Raw genomic sequence first — 16,380 nt, 5'->3', positions numbered from 1 at the left:
GGTGTGCAGTCTGCTGTGCTCGGGCAGTGGTCGGCCCCGCCGGATCTTCCCGGTCAACCGGCCCCACCCCAGTGGGCTCCAGACCAGCGCACCGACACCCTCCCGGAGGGCCAGCGGCATCAACTCCCACTCGTAGTCACGGCCGACGAGTGAGTAGTAGACCTGATGGGCGACGTAGCGCGGACGGTTCCCGGCATCGGCCAGCGCCAACGACTTCATCAGCTGCCACCCAGCGAAATTCGACACCCCGGTGTAGCGCACCTTGCCTTGCTCAACAAGCAGTTCCAGGGTCTGCAGCACCTCCTCGATCGGCGTGTACGCGTCGAACCCGTGCAACTGGAAAAGGTCGATACGGTCGGTCTGCAGTCTTCGTAGCGCATCTTCGACCGCCCGCAGTAGCCGGCTTCGGGACGTTCCCCAGTCGGTGGGGCCGGTGGGCAGACCGGCCTTGGTGGAGATCAACACCGAGTCTCGGCGACCCCGCAGCGCCGTGCCGAGGACTTCCTCCGACGCGCCCTCGGAATAGACATCGGCGGTGTCGAACAAGTTGATGCCAGCGTCGATGCAGCGACTCACCAGGGCAGTCGCCCGCTTCGCATCGGTGTCACCCCACGCACCGAAGAAGTCGCCCACACCCCCGAAGGTGGCTGTGCCGAAACTCAACTCCGACACCAACAGGCCAGAGGTCCCTACCCGTCGATACTCCATCCGCACTCCTTAACGAGACGTTGATCCCGATAAGGACCGTACCTTGGCTCCCGCGTTAATGAAACCTGAGTCCCGTTAAGATCGAACGGTGTCGAATTCAGTCGCAGCCCGGCCCGGTGGGCGGAACGCAGCCGTCCGCGAGGCGGCACTGCTCGCGACGAGCGCTCTGCTGATCGAGACCGGTTTCGACACACTGGAACTCGCGGCAGTGGCCGAACGCGCCGGGGTGGGCAAGTCGACGATCTACCGCCGCTGGGGTTCGCTGCCCGCACTGGTCGCCGATCTCTTGCACGAGATGGCCGAGCAGTCGGTGTCGAGAGCCGACACTGGTTCGCTGCGGGGCGACCTGCACGCCAATGCCGAACTGGTTCGGCACACCCTCTCCGACGTGCGGCAGGGTCGGCTGTTCAAGGCCATCATCGCCGCAGCCACCTGCGACCAGCGCACCGCAGACGCCCTGGCCGGGTTCTACGACCGGCGGGTGAGCGAGTGGTCCCCCTGCGTCCTCGATTCCATCGAGCGCGGCGAAGCGCCGGCGGGCACCGACGCCGCCGCCGTCATCCGTCAGGTGTCGGCGCCGCTCTACTACCAATTTCTCACCAGCACAAAGCGTCTGACATCCATCGACAGCGCGCGGGCGGCCGACGCGGCCATCGCGGCGGTCGCGGCAGGGGTGTTCGTGCGCCCGAAGGCGACTTGACGCGGTTCGCCGTCAACGTAAACAGCGTCGGCTGACCGGCACGCCGCGCGTCCGTGCGAACGGTCCCGTGACACCCTGTGGTCGTGGGCGAGACTTTCCGACAGACGCGTCCACGAGTCGCCGCCGGTGTCTGGATCGTCTCAGGCGCCTGGTATCTGGTCACGGAAGCCGTCGTTGCGCAGCGGCTGCCTGGCTACAGCTATGCGATGAATTACATCAGCGACCTGGGCCAGCCCCTGCGGTCTCCGATGGCTGCATGGATGAACGGCGCGTTCATCGCGCAGGGGGTGGCTTTCGCGGTTGCCGCCGCGACGATGGTCGCGGCGCTGCCGCGCGCCCGGGGTTCGGCGGCATTCCTCGGTTGTGCCCTGATCTACGGCGTCGGCTCGGTCGTGGTCGGCGTCTTCCCCAGTGGTGGCACCGGCACCGTTGCGCTGATGCACGTCGGTGGCGCCACCGCGGCGATTGTCGGCGGTAACCTGGCGATCCTGACCGCAGGCTCAGTCCTGTTGCACCGCAGACGGTTCCGTGCGGTCGGCATTGCCGGCGCAGCGCTGGGAGTCATCGGGTTGATCTCCGGCGCCATGCTCGTCGCCCGCAGTGCGCTGGGCGCCGACACGCTCCTCGGCGACGGCGCCTGGGAGCGGGGATCGATCTACACGATCATCGGGTGGCAACTGGGCGCAGGTCTTGCCGCCCTGGTGTTCAGACCGACTGTGCGCGCAACGGGTTCGGGATCGGGTCCGCCAACCCGGCCCTGACGGCACGCGTCAGATCGTCGGCGAGGACCTCGACCTCGTCGCGCTCGACACCGTCGAGAATCGCGGCGGCGACGTCGCGCGGGTCGTTTTTCGGCGCGTCGACATCGGCCACCATGTCGGTGTCGGTATAGCCCAGATGAGCCCCGACGACCAGCGTGTTCTGTGGCGCGAGTTCGGCTCGCAGCGAGTTGGTCGCCGACCACAGCGCTGCCTTGCTGTCGCCGTAAGCACCGGACCCGCTGAACCAGGACAGCACCGAGGCGATGTCGATGAGCGCCCCGCCACCGTTGGCCGCGAGGATCGGGGCGAACGCCCGGGCGACGTGCAACGCACCGAAGTAGTTGGTTTCGAAGACAGATCGGATCTGGGCGAAGTCTTCCTGCAGGAGTGACTGTCCCGCGATGGCGCCTGCGTTGTTGACGACGATCTGGGCGTCGGTGGCGGCGTCGGCGAGTGCGCGCACCGAATCCGGATCGGTGACGTCCAGCGCGACGCTGACCACCCGCGGGTCGTCGCTGGGCTTGGGTGTCCGCGCGGTGGCGTAGACCTTGGCTGCGCCGCGGCTGAGGAGTCCGTCGACGATGGCCTTACCGAGGCCGCGCTGGCCTCCGGTGACCACCGCTACGGTGCCCTGAACATTGACCATCACGAACTCCTTGACATAGGTGAAATTAGTTTGTCTATGTCAGAGAGTAGCCCCGATGGCGACATAGTCAAGTAGCATTGACCTATGTCACCATCGTGGCCGGCCACCACCCGCTACCGACTCCGGACAGCGCCGTCGGGGTTGGCGCTCGTCCAGGACTTGATCAACACCCGGGCCATCAGCGATCACGGACCCGATCTGCTCAGCGACGGCGTCACCGCATCGGCCTGGGCGAACGGCGCACTGGCAGCCTGGTCAGAGGTCTCGGGCCTGCCCGCGCCGACGCTGGTGCTGACCGAACGGGACGCGGGACGACTGCGCACCTTGCGTTCCACGCTGCGCGACCTGATCACAAGTGACACACCACCGGAGACCCCGGTTCGGCCCGACGGGACGGTCGGCTTTGCACTGACCGATTCGGGTGAGGTTCAGCTGGTGCCGCGGGGCAGCGGGACGCAGTGGCTCGCGGCGGCATGCTGGACCGAAGTTCTTCTCGGCCAACGGTCTTCGACCTGGGAGCGGCTCAAGCGCTGCCGCGAACCCGCGTGCGACTCGGTGTTCTACGACCGCTCCAAGAACAACAGCGGCGTGTGGCACGACGCGAAGACCTGCGGCAACCGCACCAACCTGCGCACATCACGCGCGCGACGCAGATCATCGCAGGGGTGAGGCTGAACCCAGTGCTGGCCGGCAGGCCCTCTCACACATCAGAGGTACATCCCGTCCGGAACAGTTGCGCGGTAACGGCCGCTACCCACCTCGGTGAGCAGCGCCGCGGTGCTGAGCTGCCCGTCGTCGTCGGCGGACAGGACCGCCCGACGGACGATTTCACGCAGGTCGCTGCCGCTGGTTTGTTCCGGCAGCGCGGTGGCGACGGCGTGGGTGTCCACGGTGTCTGCGCCGGGAAGGTCGGCGAGAAGAGCGGTCAGGATGCGGGCCGCATCTGCGCGGGTGGGGTACCCGACATCGAGGATGGCGTCGAAGCGGCCGGTGCGGATCGCGGCCTTGTCCAGGGTGGCGGCGTCGTTGGTGGAGGCGAGGGTCAGGATGCGGGCGGTGGCGGCGATGTCCATGGCCTGCAGCAACTCCGAGAGCCCGCCACCGCCGCTGAGGCGGTCGCGGCACCACAGATCAACATCCTCCAGAATGAGGAGTACCGGTCCGCCGAGGCGTTGGGCTTCCTGGACGACCGCGGTCAAGAGTTCCTCGCCGGCTTTGGCTTCGACGTAGATGACGGTGAACGCGCCCACGACTTCGGCGGCGATGACCGCGGAGACCGCCGACTTCCCGGTCCCGGGTGGCCCGCACAGCAGTATCCCCCGACGGGCGCCGAGACCATGGGCGTTGAGCACCTCGTGGCGGTCACACACGGCAGTCAGCCCGAGGTCGATCTCCCGCCAGACCTGCTCGTCGACGATCACCGTGTCACGGGTCAGCCCGGTGGGCAGGTCGATCACCGTTAGTTCCAAGCCGCTGGTGTAGGTGGCGCGCAGGGCCCGCCCGCGGAAAGGGTTGAGATCGTTGGCGCGTGCGGCCAGTCGGTTCATGACCAAGCGGGCGCCGCCCTGATGACCTGGAACAACCAACGCGTTTACCTCCGGGCAACGGATCACCCCCTGGCGGGCTTCGATCCGGATAACGCACCCGGCATCCTCGAGCAACGTGCCCGCCGGAAAGTGCACACGAAGGCACTGCGGATGGACGTAGCTCTCTGCGCCAACCTCGGTTTGGGTCCACTTCGGTGGCAGCGAGTACTCACCCGGCCCCACCTCGATCACGGTGGCGTGGGTGGTCATCCACTCGGCAAGTGCGACAGCGGTAGTCAGCCCCGACACCGGATCCAGCTCGCGGTCCTCTTCGATCAGCTGCCCGACATCAGATACGCCGAGGCAGCGGGCGGTGAACCGGTCCGCGCTCTCCGACAGCGACGGCCGTTGCGTCACACCCACCAGCAGCTCCCCCAGAGCACGCAACCCCACGCGGGCATCCTCGGGCAGGGTCTCGAGGTAGGCCTCCACGTCGTTGATCGGGCGGCGACGCAGGCCGGTGCCGCTGGCGTCGTCAGCGGAAGGGGCGATCGGTTCGTTGTCGGTGAGAGTCATCGCTTCAATGGAGGTCGGTGGATTGAGCAAAGCCGCACAGCATCGCACCCCACGCTCGAATCCGCAACCCCCTTTCAATCCAGTCCCGCGGCCGCCGCGCGGACAGATCGACCTCGAGGCGGGGCGAAGGCGAGCTACGAGCGTTGCCGCCCGTGCTTGCGACCCCGGCTGCCCGGGCATCTCGGTCACCTCTGCGGGTCGAGCAGGGCTCGGGGGTCCTTGATCAAGAGCATCAGCGCTGCTGGTCGACCGTCATCCAGAGCAGCACATCCAGCATCCGTAGATTCGACACACCGTTGGGCACGTTGGCCGCGAGGTCGCGTAGGTCGGTCAACCACCTCCACACCGAGTGATTGTCAGCGATGAGCACCCATTGAAACTGACGCCAGTAGTCCGAGGTGTCCAGGCCGGTTGCTCTCTCAACGAAGCTGTCCCAAATCGGTATCAGCCGTGGGCGTTTGGCCGCGAGAAGCTTGCTGGTTCGAGTCCTGCCCATGCCGTCGGAGCCGCGGCGAAGCACGCTCCACAACTTGCTGGCCGCGGATCCCCTGATCAACTCATCGGGATCGATGTCGACGATGTCGCGGTCCACCGGAATCTGTTCGAGTAAGTCCGTGATTTCGGCGGCATCGCGAACCAGAAGGCGGATCGCAGCTTGTGCTGGGATGTCGACACTGAGCATCGCCGCGGCGATGAAGTCAGCCGGGCCAATCGAGTACGGGTCCGTGTTCAGCGCGGCCATTGCCTCGAACTGTGAACCCGAGTACGCGGGCACGCCCGTGCTGGTGGTGGCGTAGTAGCGATGCAATAGCGCTGCAGCGTCCTCAGTCCGTCGCTCCACGATCAGGGACGGCCAGCGCTGCCGCCATTCCGGGTAGCTGGAAGCTGGCATGCTGCGTCCCCTCGCTTGACTTCGGATTGCTCGCCATCACGTAACCACGGCACACCGACGTGCGCCTGAATTCTCGGGTTGGTCCCGTTCACGCCTTCCTCCCCTGGGTGATGTTGATCTTGTTGCCGTCGGGGTCATGGGTGGTGACGAAATTCGGGAACCGGCACGTCCACTGTGCTCCCAAGGCAGTCAGTTGCGATACCGACGCGGCGAGGTCATCGACGAAGAACCCCATCTGGAAATGGCTCACCGGATGGCGCGCATCCGCCGCCCACAGCTGGAACCCAAGATCGCCGTCGTAGTGGCGCGGGTACCCAGGTTCCTCGACACAGAACAGCTGCAAGCCGGCGGCTTGATAGAAGCGTGCGGTGTCGTCCACGTCGGTGACGAAGAGGGTGAGTTCGAGAATTTCAACCGTCATAGCCACCGGCAGTCATGAATCGTGTTGCATCGGTGGGGGGTTTCGAGGGACGTAGTTGGTCATTCGGACCGATCCCCACGGTCGAGCAGCGACCCCAAGCGGTGATCAAGCCAGTCCTGGGCATCCCCGCCGTGTGCGAGATCGGCCAGGGTCGACACCTCACCGACGAGGGCCAGTGCGACCGCCTGCCATCGCTCCGTCGTATCGATCTCGAACACCGCGGACAGGAAGTTGTCCGCCGCGCCGGAATGAAACGCCGACGATAGCCGACGCGCTGCCACCCAGTCGTCTCTCACCTTGCACCGCCTCTTCCTCGCGCCAGCCGACGAGGGTGAACCGTATCCGTCCACACCGACATCGGTGACCGTCGTGCCCGGCGTCCCTCCGCCGGATCGACGTCGCACTTTGGATGGCCGCGGCCCGGCACGGTCTGTAGGTGCATGCGCCCGGAATCCCCTTCGTTTTTCGAGGTGCTAGTCACGGACTAACCCGCGTCAATCACTCAGCATCGCGATAGATTGCGGCTCACCGGCGATGCGTCTGATCGTCGCCCGCTGCGCTTCAGTAAGCATGTCCTCGGTATAGCCGTTGATCGCGAGAGCCCACCAGACTGTTCCGACGTTGGGGCAACGGGCAACAGCGGGGGCCGACGACGCCGAACTGGCCCATCCGCGGCGGGTAGTCCCACCCGAGGTCGAATGCGTCGCCCGGGGTCAGGATCTCCTCGACCCCACACACTTCGCAGATGTGCCGCCACTGCGTCTCGGTGTCACTCACATGCGTCAGTCTCACTCGCAGGGGTGACGCGTGAGAGGCAGCGGCGGCAGCCCACCTGCTGTTCACCATCCGGGCTCACGGCACGATGTGAATATCCGCTTCGTATTTCCCAATCTCACAGCGGCATACCCCGACTCCGCTTGGCGTATCGAGATGGTCGATCCCCGTGCGGTTACCTAAGAGCGCTGGCACATAGCAACGGCCGTCTCGGGTGACCGGCGCCGCTACCCTGGGGTCAGCGGCAGCGATCACTGGCCGAGTTAGATGGAGGTGAGGACGACGACGTCCGGAGAGCCTCCGTCAACACCAGTGTGGCGAACATGGTCCGAGATAGCCGGTTTATTCGACGGGCCAGATGATCCCGGTTGGCTCGAGGACCGTGACCGAGTTGAGGAGGACGTCGGCAATCCTGATGGCGACCATCGAAGCGGCGCTTGATTGTGTTGAGTGACGCGAAGTTGGTGTCACTGACGGTTGTCAGTCCGTTGCGTTGATGTCGGCCATTCCAGCGCAAGTGGGCTCAAGACCGGGTGCAGCATCGTCAAAGGCCCACCGCATGGCGTCGGCCAAACTGTGGACGTACTGCTGTTCGAGTGCTCTGTCGTGCTGGCGCTTGATCCAGGCGGGATGCTTGGCGAAAAGCAAGTAGGGCGAACGCGGCGGCCGACCGCTCGGCGCACGGAACGGCCATGGAGAGACCCGCGCCGAGGGGTAGAAGAATGACAGAACACGTTTGGCGTCGACACCGAGGGCGATGACCAATCGTGGACGGACCATCTCGAGCTCGCGATGCAGATATGACGAGCAGTTCACTATCTCGTGCTCGTGGGACCCGCGATTCTTGGGCGGGTGACAATGCACCACGTTGCTGATGAATGTCTCGTCCTTGGCGCGGCCGGCGAGCCGCAGACTTTCGTTGAGCAAGCTTCCGCTTCCCTCGAAGAAGGGCTCCTGCGGCTTCATGCATTGCTCGCAGAGGCTTTGCCCAACGATCACGACCGGTGAATACAGATTGCCCCAACCCGGCGCAGCCTGGGTTACGCCCTTCTTGTTCATACCTGCACAGCGCGAACAACTGCGAATCTCGTCGTCGAGCAGATTCTTTCGCTGCTGGAGCGAACCCTCAGAGTCCTTGCCGATTGTCACTAGCTGCTTCCCCTCGGGTTTACTGCGAGCCCCCGACACCCGGCACGGCTGACGCCGAGAGTACGGCCCACCACCGACACCGGGGTCGAACCTGTGTATCGCTTGCTCGGCGCTTTGCGAGGTATGCAACGCACACGGTGCCAGGCGCCCGAAACGCCCGTGGAATACATTCCCGGCTGACAAGATTACCGAGCGTTCTGCCCAGGGAAGGAAGTGCATGGTGGCAGCTGGTGAGTTGGCACGGGCGTACGCCTTTGAAGTCGCCCCGCAGCAGGTCTCCGGTTACATCGGAGGTGTCGTCCCGCTGACCACCCAGCTGCAGGCCGCCCTCGACTATCGCTTTGATAGGTCCAACGTCGCCGTTGCGCCGGTGGTCAATTTTCAGGTTGACGACAGCTCGCCGTCGCGAGCGCACCCGGTACGCGATGCGGCGCTGGCGATTGCATTTGCCGAGGTGCCTCAGCCGGAAGTTGTCGAACTGCTTGCTCAATGACTCGCCGCGGCAATGGATCCGCGGTCAAAACCTTCCCTGTTGATGGCCAGCGTGCACAGATGCGCGACGCCACAGGACAAGCGGTTGATTCTGTGGACGTTTCCTCAGCAGGAAGTGTTCAACCTGACCGTGGCCGACGGTAAGACGAACCTAGAGGTCATGGACGCATTCACCACGGAGTCGCACTTGCGCAAGGTGGCAATGATCGGAGGCAAGAACATTGCGACCGGGATGCTAACCGCCCGGGTGCGTGATTTTCAGGCTACGAACGCTGAGCGGGCGGCCGCTGACCTGTGGATCGAGAAGTTTCTCGGTGCGCGGTTGCAGATGAGCAACGCAGAAAGCACCAAGTTGTTGGCACGGGTGCTGCGATCAGCACACGCCAGAACCGGGCAGCAGCCCGAGGCGCAGGAGCAGCTCACCGCAGCCATCATGGGATTGCGGGTCGCTCCGCCGCGGAGGTGGTCGATCAACGCCATCGCTTCGGAGTACCACCTCGACGACACCGCCACCGCAGCCTTGGTCCACAATCTTCGTCCTGAGGAGCGAACGGCCATGTTCGGTCTGGATAACGAAACCTTCGACCAGCTAATTCACTACACCCGGTTTGTCCTCGACAACGGCGTGATCGTGTCGGCACCCTTTGTTCAAATGGACTCCGACTGGGGCGTCGAGCTGTTCGAGGTGGACGGTAAGCGCCGACTGCGCGCCGAGGGCGAGATGCAGGAAGAGCAGGTGAGACGCCGTGGATGAAAGCGCACTGGTGGCCGCCTACCAAGAGCGCCGCCCGCTTCTGGATGCGCTCGTGGCCACCCTGCAGCAGGCAACCGCGGCCGCCCTCGAGGGGGTCGCCCACATCGACCGGATCGCATTCCGCGCCAAAGAGCAAAGGTCGTTCGTCGTGAAGTCCGCAAATCCCAAATACACTCACCCGTTGTCCGAATTGGAAGATCAGGTCGCGGGCCGCGTCATTACCTTCTTCCGCGACGACATTGCCATGGTCTGCACCGCACTAGCCGAGTGGTTCGGCCCGGTGGAACGCCAGACAAAAGAACCTGAAGAGCCTGCGGAATTCGATTACGAGTCAGAGCATTTCGTTCTGATCATCCCCGAGCACTACAAGCCGGCGGGCTGGACCGACATCGACCAGATGCCCACCACGTTCGAGCTGCAAGTCCGCACCCTGTTCATGCACGCCTGGGCCGAACCCCAACACGACCTCGGCTACAAGGGGACCGAACTGGACCACAACACAAAACGGGAACTGGCGTGGGTAGCGGCGTCGGCGTGGGGTGCCGACCGCACCTTCAACGACATCGCCCGACGACTGGCCGCGGGTGACGACCCTGCCGCCAAGCACGCCTAGAGCTGCGCAGCTGTCGTGGTGAGGTGGCCGCACAACCCGGTGCCAGCCGGGCAGTATGCGGCGTTGGCCGCGGCAGCCACCCGCGACGGGATCCTTGACCTCACGACCTTCACGGAGACACTGCAGCAATCGGTGGCCGAGGACCACTGGCGCACAGCGTGTCCCGGACCACTCATCGAGTTCAACGACGGTCCTGCGACATTTCTTTTCGCCCAGGCCGGTGATACCCACGCCGATCGGACACTGCTGGCGATTGGTCATCCCGAACCGCCGCGCGAGGTTCGTGATGTTGCCTACCAACGGGGCTACCCGCTGCCCGAGACGTTCGCCGGGAGGCCCGTAGATCGTGGACATTTGATCCCGTATACCGGCGGCGGCCAGTACGGGCCGAACCTCTTCGTCCAAGATCGCGCACTGAATCGAGGCTGGTCGCGCGACGGACGCGGCTACCGCACCCTGGAACGTGCCGCCGTAGCCGGCTCTCCCAATACCTTGATGTTCGCCCGGCCTCGCTATATCGATGACGGCGACGTGCCCGGCTTCATCGACCTCGGCCTCGCCACAAGCAACGGCTTCGCCGTCCACACGTTCAGGAACCGATACGACCCCGGCCCGGACGGCGCGAATCGACGCAATTTATCCATCGTGTTGCCCGGGGCAACCAACGCACAGATCGGGGCGCTCGGCGAAGAAACCGCCTCGGTGCTGCTCGCCGAAGTCTTCGACGCGACCCTGGTCACGATGGGTGATGCCGGACTCCCGCGCGACGGACCATTGCAGGACCTGGATCTGCTCGCCATCATCGAGGGCGAGCTCATCGCATACGAAGTCAAGACCCGATACGCGTCTACTAAAGCCGGCCGGCTCACCAACGCCGGAAACCTGCTGCGGCCATCGTTGCAGCGCTCCCGAACCGTCGGAGGCGGCCAGGCCAGCCAGCCCTACGTAGCAGAACGGCTCAAAGCTCATCTCGATGTCGGAGAAGGCTATTCGGGCGTCGTCGTCCAGGTCATCGCCATCGACTTCGTGGCGATGTTGGCGCAATGGTCTCACGTCAACGACGGCGGCAAAGGCCTGCGCCCAGCTGGTCCGCCAATCGACTGCGCAGCCGCCGCGCAACAAGCAGTCAATCAAATCGTCAACCACCGCGGCCAGTTGTGACGTTGCCACGGCATTTCGTCTGCGTTGATCCTGCAGCCGATTGACGCTGCTAACCGAGTGACCAGGCAGATCCTCTCTGCCGGTAAGGGTGTACTAGATCGGTCGCTGCTGTTGAGCTGCAATCTTGGCTTCCAGTTCGCAGACGCTGTCGTGCTCGCGCATGTCGGCATCGGTCGGCGTCTCGACGAGGAGGCTACGTGCGTCGAGATCGCCGACGAGGACCCCGCTTCCGAGTTGGACTAGGCGGCGCCAGCAGTCGAAGCCGGTGATGATTGCCCGTTCCCATTCTCGAGCGGTGATGACCCGAGCCTCTAATTGCGAGGTGAGCCTGTGGCATAAAGCCAAAGCTTCACCAGGGACTGCCTGACCGTGCTCAAACCAGTCATTGCGTCTGCCTTCTTCGAAGAGGAACGCGGCGATTCCTTCCTCAATGGCGATCGCCCGCCCGCCGTCTTCGACTTCATCGATTAGCGGAACGTCCCTGCGCTTCAGACCGCCGAGAAGCCGGAAGACTGGGCTCCACCCCAGAACGGCGGCATAGGCCAAGTGAAAGGCGTCGTGATAGCGATACCAGTCGGCTTCCACAGCGTTGTCACTGAGGGGCGCGCCGAACTTCGTGCCGCGCCACACCATACGGACCCGTGCAGGACCAAGGACGGCATCCGGTGCGATCACCACACGAAATTGCCGAGGCAATTGGTGCTCGGGGAGATGGCCCGTGTCGAAGACGCGGGCGTGGCCGAGCGTCGGTGTGGTGGGCTCGATTCCGGTCACCGTCAGCCGCGGTTGATCATGGGAAGGGTAAGGCGTGTCGTGGGCGGGCCATCGGTCGGCGATCTTTTTCAGATTCGTCGTCGCGGCCTGGTCAAGGTCGACTCCGAGTCGGGCAGCGCTGATCGCGAGGTACCACAGAATGTCCCCGACGGCTTCGACGTCCGCATCGGGCGCCGACGATGGTGTCACACCATCGCGAAGTCGCTTCTTTTGACTGGTGTGCAGGTCGCCGACTTCTCCACTCAGCCCAAGCAGGCTGACGGTCAGCCCTGCCGGGTGGTCGGCACCCTGCTGGTCAAATCGCCAGGCCTCGCGCTGGTAGCCGTCAAGTTCCACTGTCACCCTCTCGAAAAACGAGTCTTGAAAATCGAGCATTCTCGCCGTAGTGTGATGGAAGTTCGAGCAGATCGCAAGGAAGGCGGGTGACGTGGCGGATCGGGAAGAGGTGCGATCAGCTATGGTCACCGCTCTGTGGGAAAGCTTGGGTGCAGACGAGGTTTCTGAGGCCATGGCGGCCCAGCCCGATGACTACCTGTTGGAACTCGACAGCAAGACTGCGGAGTACTTGCTTGTCGCGGCGGAGGCCGTTGTGGGGCACGGGCTGCCCAGTCCCGCCGATCTTGGTCGGGAGCAGTATGCGAGTCTTGGTCTTCTCATCGACGTGGCGTTGAAGGAAATGTGATGAGTCGACACGTGGGTGGGCCCAACATCTCCAGCGCGTGGGTCGCTGCATTCGACGCACTTGCGGCATCCAAAGGCCACGAGATCGTCAACCTGACGGTGACCATCGACGATCCGGGGTCCGAACTGATTGGCGTTCGGCAGCAGATCGACCGCCAGGTCGCCGAATTGCGGGCGGCTGGTCGTCGCGGGTTTGACAAGAGCGTCCACACCGTCGCTAACACGATATTTCCCGTCTCTCTTTACCGGGCAGGACGTCCGGACTCCTTCTACGAGGCGGTCCGCACAGGGCAGTCTCGTCGAGATGGTTCCATCACGTCATGGGGCCCGAACGCAGGCACGTACGCCGGGCGCCTCGTTGCGTACCCGACATACAACAGAGGCGAACTGAACCAGCTCAAGCGCATCATCGACTACTTAAACGCCGGCACCACCTATCGCGACCGGTATGAGATCTCTTTGACGTGCGAGGCTTCCGACGAGGACCTGGATCAGCACCTGTCCTCACCGGTGGCTTCTGCGTCGACGTTCGTCCCGGGCTACGACAACGCCACTCGCGGTGGGCAGTGCCTGTCACACATCAGCCTCAATGTCACCGACGACCGGCTATCCATGTCAGCGCTGTACCGGCATCAGACCTTCGTATCCCGTGCTTACGGCAATTTTCTGGGTCTAGTCCGGCTGCAACACTTCCTGGTGCAGGAGGCGCAGAAGCCCCTGCGCGTCGGTGAGCTTATGGTGGTCGCCTCGCACGCCGAGATCGAGGGGTCTGCCACCGCACGGAGCGACGAATTGCTCCAGTCCTGCCGCGCACACCTCGCCGACGAGTCAGTACCGATCGAATGGCAGGCCCGCCGATTCGGTTCGTCGTGGTCCGACCTCGAATTGCCCGATCCCGTCGCCCACGGCTGAGCATGAGCGCAAGCGACGAAAGGGATCCCGTCCCCCACACATCGAAGCCCAAGATGGACGCAGGGCAGTCCGATCACGCCGCTAGCGTGGAGTCATTGTTGGGAAGCATGCTCCGCGATATCGCGTCCGGTGAACATTCCGCCGGTATGAGTAGGACGCCCAAGCTCGGCGTCGACATGGTCGACATCGACGTATTAACGCGGCAGCTGACGAGCTCAGTCGGTGCCGAGTTCAAACTAAGAATATTCACCGCAACGGAGATTTCTGACTGCAGAAATCAGGTAGCCAAATTCGCCACGCGATGGGCAGTCAAAGAGGCTGTGAGCAAGGCCATCGGCACCGGCTTCCGAGATGGCTTGGCTCCCAGCGCCATAGAGGTCGCAACTGCGCGCGACGGATCGATCACTGTGGCCCCAGCCGCCGGGTGCCGATGGCCACACGGCGCTGAGCACTGGTGCTGGAGCGTCTCGGCCGCACACGAGCGAAATTTGGCGGTCGCAGTGGTCCTTGCCCTGCCGTAACTACCGATGTGTCTTGCCGACGAGAGGAGAATAGAAATGCACCCCCCATACGGTGACGGCCCAACACCGGACGCAGGCAGCACAGTCGAGGAGAATCGGCTCGAAGAGGCGCTCGCTGAACGACTTCGGTCCGAGCGCGAGTACCTCGGCCTGAGCCAAGATCAAGTTGCCCGCGCACTCGAGTTGCCCCGAGCCGCCGTGAGCGCCTTCGAGACCGGTAAACGAAAGGTCAGCAGCGTCGAGTTGGCGCGGCTGGCCAGGCTATATGGCACGACCCCAGACCGCCTGCTCGGCAGCCAGACGCCCATCGATGAACGCACGACCAAACTCTTCCGCGCGACCAAGAAACTGTCTGTACACGACCAGGACCAAGTGCTGCGGTTCGTGGAATTCCTGAACAACGCCGCCACGACCCCCGCCAGTGCCCCAACCGAAGTCAGCGACCCCGATCAGCAGTTTCGGCGGTGAAGACCCGATGAGCAACGCCGCCGAGCAGGCTCGTTCGTCCGCTTCCATGGAGGCCACACGGCTGCACCGACGTCTCGGCACACCCTTTGACAGCCCGGTCGACGTCCTCAGCATCGCCCGAGAACTCGGATTGATACTCATGCTGCAACCCTTGGACAATCTGCTGGGATTCTACGTGCGCGGCGATGACCGCTCAGGAATCGTCATCAACAATCAGATTCCCGAGAGCCTGCAACGGTTCACCCTCGCCCATGAGATTGGCCATCACGTTCTCGGGCATGAGGGGACCGCGGACGACGCACACGCACTCGGTCGTTTCGACCCCTCCAATATCCTCGAACAGGCAGCCCAATCCTTCGCATCATCGCTGCTGATGCCGTTACCTTTGATCAACAGCGTGCTGCGAGATCTACCTGCCGCCAGGCAGTCTCGCCCGCTAGCGTCCGCCGACGCTTACCTGTTCAGCCGCCAACTGGGGGTGAGCTACGAGGCCGGCATATGGGCGCTCTATGGTAGGCGCCAACTGACCCTCGACGCGGCGCGTGCATTTCTCAAGCAAGGCGCACTGGCGGCCAAAGATGCCGTCCGCGGGCAGCAGCGGATCAGCGATGCGCGCGCTGATGTGTGGATGCTGACCGAGGACAACAACGACTTAAGCGTCATGTGCCGCGTTGGCGACGAGATCCATGTTCACCTCCCTGAGAACACCAGCACCGGACTGGCATGGCTGGTGCGCGCACCCGCCGGGGGCGGACTGTTCGATCGGAACGCGGGCAGCCAATTGACATGGTCCGATGAAGATGTCGTTGAGTTAGAGGAGCCGGCAGAGACCGGCACGCAGTCCTGGGCCGGGGCACGCGACGACGCCATAGAGATTGTTCACGACCAGCACCTTGGCGCACGGGACTCGTTGACTCCGCACGTGCCACCGCACGCTTCGCCGGATCACAGCGTTTCCCAGGGCGGTGGTCCTGTTCTCGGGGAAAGCGGTGTGCGGTCACTGACCTTCGTCCCGCGGGAGGAGGGTGACAGCCGAGTCGTGCTTGAGCTCGCGCGACCCTGGGACGCCGACGCCCCTGCACTCGAAAGATATGAACTCGACTTGCGTGTGCGGCCCAAACGCCTTGAGGGTCAAGGACTATTCGCCCCGACCGCCGAGGCATGGGTCGACGAGCACGTGCTGAGTGCATGACGGCAGTACTGGAGTGGCTCGTTGACCAGCGGCAGGCTGCTGGTCCGATCCTTGACCAAGGACAACGCCCCACGTGTTTGTCCTGCGCCATCAGCGCTGTTCACCACCGCATTGTGGGTTACGCGAAAAGCATTGAATACCTCCATTACGCTTCGCGCAAGCTGCCCTCAGGCGCCGGTACGCTCGCCTCGGCTCGCACTGTTCTAGCGGTCGATGGTCAGCCCAATGAGTCCGCGTGGCCTTACGACGTTACCGTCGATGAGTCGGTGGTCAGTCCCATCCCTCCAGCTCCACTGGACGAACCTTTCCACCGTGCCGATCTCGTCATCGACGTTAATCCCCAGGCTGCCTCCCTGATTCGGCTGCTACACGATGGCCACCTGCCGGTCCTTGGGCTGGAGACGACCCCCGGGTTCATGCGTCTGCGGTCGGAAGTCTTGACTGAGCCGGGCCCCCATGCTGGGGGGCATGCCGTCCTCCTGGTGGGTGCGGCGGTCTATAAGGGCCCCGACCGCGGCATTATCCGGCCCGGCGAGCAGCTAATGTGCGTCCAGAACTCATGGGGCCACGGCTGGGGCAAGGGCGGCCATGGACTCATCGGCCCGCGAGCGTTCGATGACATGACCTTCATCTCCGCCCACTTAACGCCACCGTAGGGG

22 protein-coding genes are annotated in these 16,380 nt (G+C 64.1%); 13 read left to right on the top strand and 9 right to left on the bottom strand.

The features are described from left to right. Positions 1 to 708: aldo/keto reductase (locus WA965_RS07040; protein ID WP_526447275.1), on the bottom strand; the 708-nt coding region annotated here is incomplete at its 3' end. Between the two features lie 88 nt (positions 709 to 796). Between WA965_RS07040 and WA965_RS07035 the strand changes: the two genes are divergently transcribed. Together WA965_RS07035 and WA965_RS07030 are read left to right on the top strand one after the other, a co-directional pair. After that, the gene (locus WA965_RS07035) at positions 797 to 1,408 is read left to right on the top strand and encodes a TetR/AcrR family transcriptional regulator (protein WP_526297935.1); all 612 of its coding nucleotides are present in this window, start codon (positions 797 to 799) and stop codon (positions 1,406 to 1,408) included. A gap of 83 nt (positions 1,409 to 1,491) precedes the next feature. Beyond that, complete coding sequence (locus WA965_RS07030; protein ID WP_526297933.1) at positions 1,492 to 2,169, top strand: DUF998 domain-containing protein; 678 nt, start codon at positions 1,492 to 1,494, stop codon at positions 2,167 to 2,169. On the opposite strand, the gene WA965_RS07025 is transcribed toward WA965_RS07030, so the two are convergent. Further along, entirely contained in the window at positions 2,114 to 2,815 is a 702-nt protein-coding gene (locus WA965_RS07025) for an SDR family oxidoreductase (protein WP_526297931.1), read from the bottom strand. The two genes, WA965_RS07030 and WA965_RS07025, sit on opposite strands and share 56 nt — an antisense overlap. An 84-nt stretch (positions 2,816 to 2,899) precedes the next feature. Here WA965_RS07025 and WA965_RS07020 point away from each other — a divergent pair, with 84 nt between their 5' ends. Next, on the top strand, positions 2,900 to 3,484 hold the full coding sequence (locus WA965_RS07020) for a CGNR zinc finger domain-containing protein (RefSeq protein WP_526297929.1): 585 nt from the start codon (positions 2,900 to 2,902) through the stop codon (positions 3,482 to 3,484). A gap of 38 nt (positions 3,485 to 3,522) precedes the next feature. Here WA965_RS07020 and WA965_RS07015 read toward each other — a convergent pair whose 3' ends face one another. The 6 genes from WA965_RS07015 to WA965_RS06990 all read right to left on the bottom strand — a co-directional run bounded on the left by WA965_RS07015 (position 3,523) and on the right by WA965_RS06990 (position 8,153). Beyond that, on the bottom strand, positions 3,523 to 4,917 hold the full coding sequence (locus WA965_RS07015; RefSeq protein ID WP_526297927.1) for an AAA family ATPase: 1,395 nt from the start codon (positions 4,915 to 4,917) through the stop codon (positions 3,523 to 3,525). A 232-nt stretch (positions 4,918 to 5,149) separates the two neighbouring features. Then, positions 5,150 to 5,809 (bottom strand): DUF6308 family protein, encoded by a 660-nt coding sequence (locus tag WA965_RS07010; protein ID WP_526297925.1) that lies wholly within the window; start codon positions 5,807 to 5,809, stop codon positions 5,150 to 5,152. A gap of 88 nt (positions 5,810 to 5,897) precedes the next feature. After that, positions 5,898 to 6,230, bottom strand: a complete 333-nt coding sequence (locus WA965_RS07005) for a VOC family protein (protein WP_526297923.1) — start codon at positions 6,228 to 6,230, stop codon at positions 5,898 to 5,900. A 59-nt stretch (positions 6,231 to 6,289) separates the two neighbouring features. Next, positions 6,290 to 6,526: a hypothetical protein gene (locus tag WA965_RS07000; RefSeq protein WP_526297921.1), complete on the bottom strand. Its 237-nt coding sequence runs from the start codon at positions 6,524 to 6,526 to the stop codon at positions 6,290 to 6,292. A 265-nt stretch (positions 6,527 to 6,791) separates the two neighbouring features. Beyond that, positions 6,792 to 7,007 carry a hypothetical protein gene (locus tag WA965_RS06995; RefSeq protein ID WP_526297919.1) on the bottom strand — a complete coding sequence of 72 codons (216 nt, stop codon included), beginning with the start codon at positions 7,005 to 7,007 and terminating at the stop codon, positions 6,792 to 6,794. Positions 7,008 to 7,484: 477 nt separating this feature from the next. After that, positions 7,485 to 8,153, bottom strand: a complete 669-nt coding sequence (locus tag WA965_RS06990) for a uracil-DNA glycosylase family protein (protein WP_526297917.1) — start codon at positions 8,151 to 8,153, stop codon at positions 7,485 to 7,487. A gap of 217 nt (positions 8,154 to 8,370) precedes the next feature. On the opposite strand from WA965_RS06990, the gene WA965_RS06985 reads away from it, so the two are divergent. The 4 genes from WA965_RS06985 to WA965_RS06970 are packed head-to-tail and all read left to right on the top strand — an operon-like array spanning position 8,371 to position 11,173. Beyond that, positions 8,371 to 8,646, top strand: a complete 276-nt coding sequence (locus WA965_RS06985; RefSeq protein ID WP_526447273.1) for a hypothetical protein — start codon at positions 8,371 to 8,373, stop codon at positions 8,644 to 8,646. Between the two features lie 42 nt (positions 8,647 to 8,688). After that, the gene (locus tag WA965_RS06980; RefSeq protein WP_526297913.1) at positions 8,689 to 9,399 is read left to right on the top strand and encodes a hypothetical protein; all 711 of its coding nucleotides are present in this window, start codon (positions 8,689 to 8,691) and stop codon (positions 9,397 to 9,399) included. Continuing rightward, positions 9,392 to 10,012, top strand: a complete 621-nt coding sequence (locus tag WA965_RS06975; protein WP_526297911.1) for a RelA/SpoT-related domain-containing protein — start codon at positions 9,392 to 9,394, stop codon at positions 10,010 to 10,012. The genes WA965_RS06980 and WA965_RS06975 overlap by 8 nt, the downstream gene beginning before the upstream one ends. A 39-nt stretch (positions 10,013 to 10,051) precedes the next feature. Next, on the top strand, positions 10,052 to 11,173 hold the full coding sequence (locus WA965_RS06970; RefSeq protein ID WP_526447271.1) for a hypothetical protein: 1,122 nt from the start codon (positions 10,052 to 10,054) through the stop codon (positions 11,171 to 11,173). Positions 11,174 to 11,266: 93 nt separating this feature from the next. On the opposite strand, the gene WA965_RS06965 is transcribed toward WA965_RS06970, so the two are convergent. Beyond that, a complete protein-coding gene (locus tag WA965_RS06965) occupies positions 11,267 to 12,322 on the bottom strand; it encodes a nucleoside triphosphate pyrophosphohydrolase family protein (protein WP_526297907.1) in 1,056 nt (351 codons plus the stop codon). Between the two features lie 82 nt (positions 12,323 to 12,404). On the opposite strand from WA965_RS06965, the gene WA965_RS06960 reads away from it, so the two are divergent. The 6 genes from WA965_RS06960 (at position 12,405) to WA965_RS06935 (ending at position 16,377) form a co-directional block, all read left to right on the top strand. After that, a complete protein-coding gene (locus tag WA965_RS06960) occupies positions 12,405 to 12,629 on the top strand; it encodes a hypothetical protein (RefSeq protein ID WP_526297905.1) in 225 nt (74 codons plus the stop codon). Between the two features lie 98 nt (positions 12,630 to 12,727). After that, entirely contained in the window at positions 12,728 to 13,540 is an 813-nt protein-coding gene (locus WA965_RS06955; RefSeq protein WP_526297903.1) for a hypothetical protein, read from the top strand. Beyond that, a complete protein-coding gene (locus WA965_RS06950; RefSeq protein ID WP_526297901.1) occupies positions 13,471 to 14,061 on the top strand; it encodes a holo-ACP synthase in 591 nt (196 codons plus the stop codon). The genes WA965_RS06955 and WA965_RS06950 overlap by 70 nt, the downstream gene beginning before the upstream one ends. A 6-nt stretch (positions 14,062 to 14,067) precedes the next feature. After that, positions 14,068 to 14,529: a helix-turn-helix domain-containing protein gene (locus tag WA965_RS06945; protein WP_526297899.1), complete on the top strand. Its 462-nt coding sequence runs from the start codon at positions 14,068 to 14,070 to the stop codon at positions 14,527 to 14,529. A gap of 7 nt (positions 14,530 to 14,536) precedes the next feature. Beyond that, the gene (locus WA965_RS06940; protein ID WP_526297897.1) at positions 14,537 to 15,721 is read left to right on the top strand and encodes an ImmA/IrrE family metallo-endopeptidase; all 1,185 of its coding nucleotides are present in this window, start codon (positions 14,537 to 14,539) and stop codon (positions 15,719 to 15,721) included. Then, positions 15,718 to 16,377 (top strand): hypothetical protein, encoded by a 660-nt coding sequence (locus WA965_RS06935; RefSeq protein WP_526297895.1) that lies wholly within the window; start codon positions 15,718 to 15,720, stop codon positions 16,375 to 16,377. The genes WA965_RS06940 and WA965_RS06935 overlap by 4 nt, the downstream gene beginning before the upstream one ends. The last annotated feature ends 3 nt before the right edge of the window (positions 16,378 to 16,380 follow it).

The organism is Mycobacterium sp. (assembly GCF_049683935.1).
GTDB lineage: Bacteria > Actinomycetota > Actinomycetes > Mycobacteriales > Mycobacteriaceae > Mycobacterium.
Note: the sequence above shows the minus strand (reverse complement) of the source record. Positions and strands in the feature narration are given on the sequence as shown.

Excerpts from the sequence above, each read along its gene's own strand:
- WA965_RS06935 (WP_526297895.1), top strand. The coding sequence starts at position 15,718 with ATGACGGCAGTACTGGAGTGGCTCGTTGACCAGCGGCAGGCTGCTGGT.
- WA965_RS07025 (WP_526297931.1), bottom strand. The coding sequence starts at position 2,815 with ATGGTCAATGTTCAGGGCACCGTAGCGGTGGTCACCGGAGGCCAGCGC.
- WA965_RS06965 (WP_526297907.1), bottom strand. The coding sequence starts at position 12,322 with ATGCTCGATTTTCAAGACTCGTTTTTCGAGAGGGTGACAGTGGAACTT.
- WA965_RS07015 (WP_526297927.1), bottom strand. The coding sequence starts at position 4,917 with ATGACTCTCACCGACAACGAACCGATCGCCCCTTCCGCTGACGACGCC.
- WA965_RS06980 (WP_526297913.1), top strand. The coding sequence starts at position 8,689 with ATGGCCAGCGTGCACAGATGCGCGACGCCACAGGACAAGCGGTTGATT.
- WA965_RS07005 (WP_526297923.1), bottom strand. The coding sequence starts at position 6,230 with ATGACGGTTGAAATTCTCGAACTCACCCTCTTCGTCACCGACGTGGAC.
- WA965_RS06960 (WP_526297905.1), top strand. The coding sequence starts at position 12,405 with ATGGTCACCGCTCTGTGGGAAAGCTTGGGTGCAGACGAGGTTTCTGAG.
- WA965_RS06985 (WP_526447273.1), top strand. The coding sequence starts at position 8,371 with ATGGTGGCAGCTGGTGAGTTGGCACGGGCGTACGCCTTTGAAGTCGCC.
- WA965_RS07010 (WP_526297925.1), bottom strand. The coding sequence starts at position 5,809 with ATGCCAGCTTCCAGCTACCCGGAATGGCGGCAGCGCTGGCCGTCCCTG.
- WA965_RS06940 (WP_526297897.1), top strand. The coding sequence starts at position 14,537 with ATGAGCAACGCCGCCGAGCAGGCTCGTTCGTCCGCTTCCATGGAGGCC.
- WA965_RS07020 (WP_526297929.1), top strand. The coding sequence starts at position 2,900 with ATGTCACCATCGTGGCCGGCCACCACCCGCTACCGACTCCGGACAGCG.
- WA965_RS06945 (WP_526297899.1), top strand. The coding sequence starts at position 14,068 with ATGTGTCTTGCCGACGAGAGGAGAATAGAAATGCACCCCCCATACGGT.
- WA965_RS06950 (WP_526297901.1), top strand. The coding sequence starts at position 13,471 with ATGGCAGGCCCGCCGATTCGGTTCGTCGTGGTCCGACCTCGAATTGCC.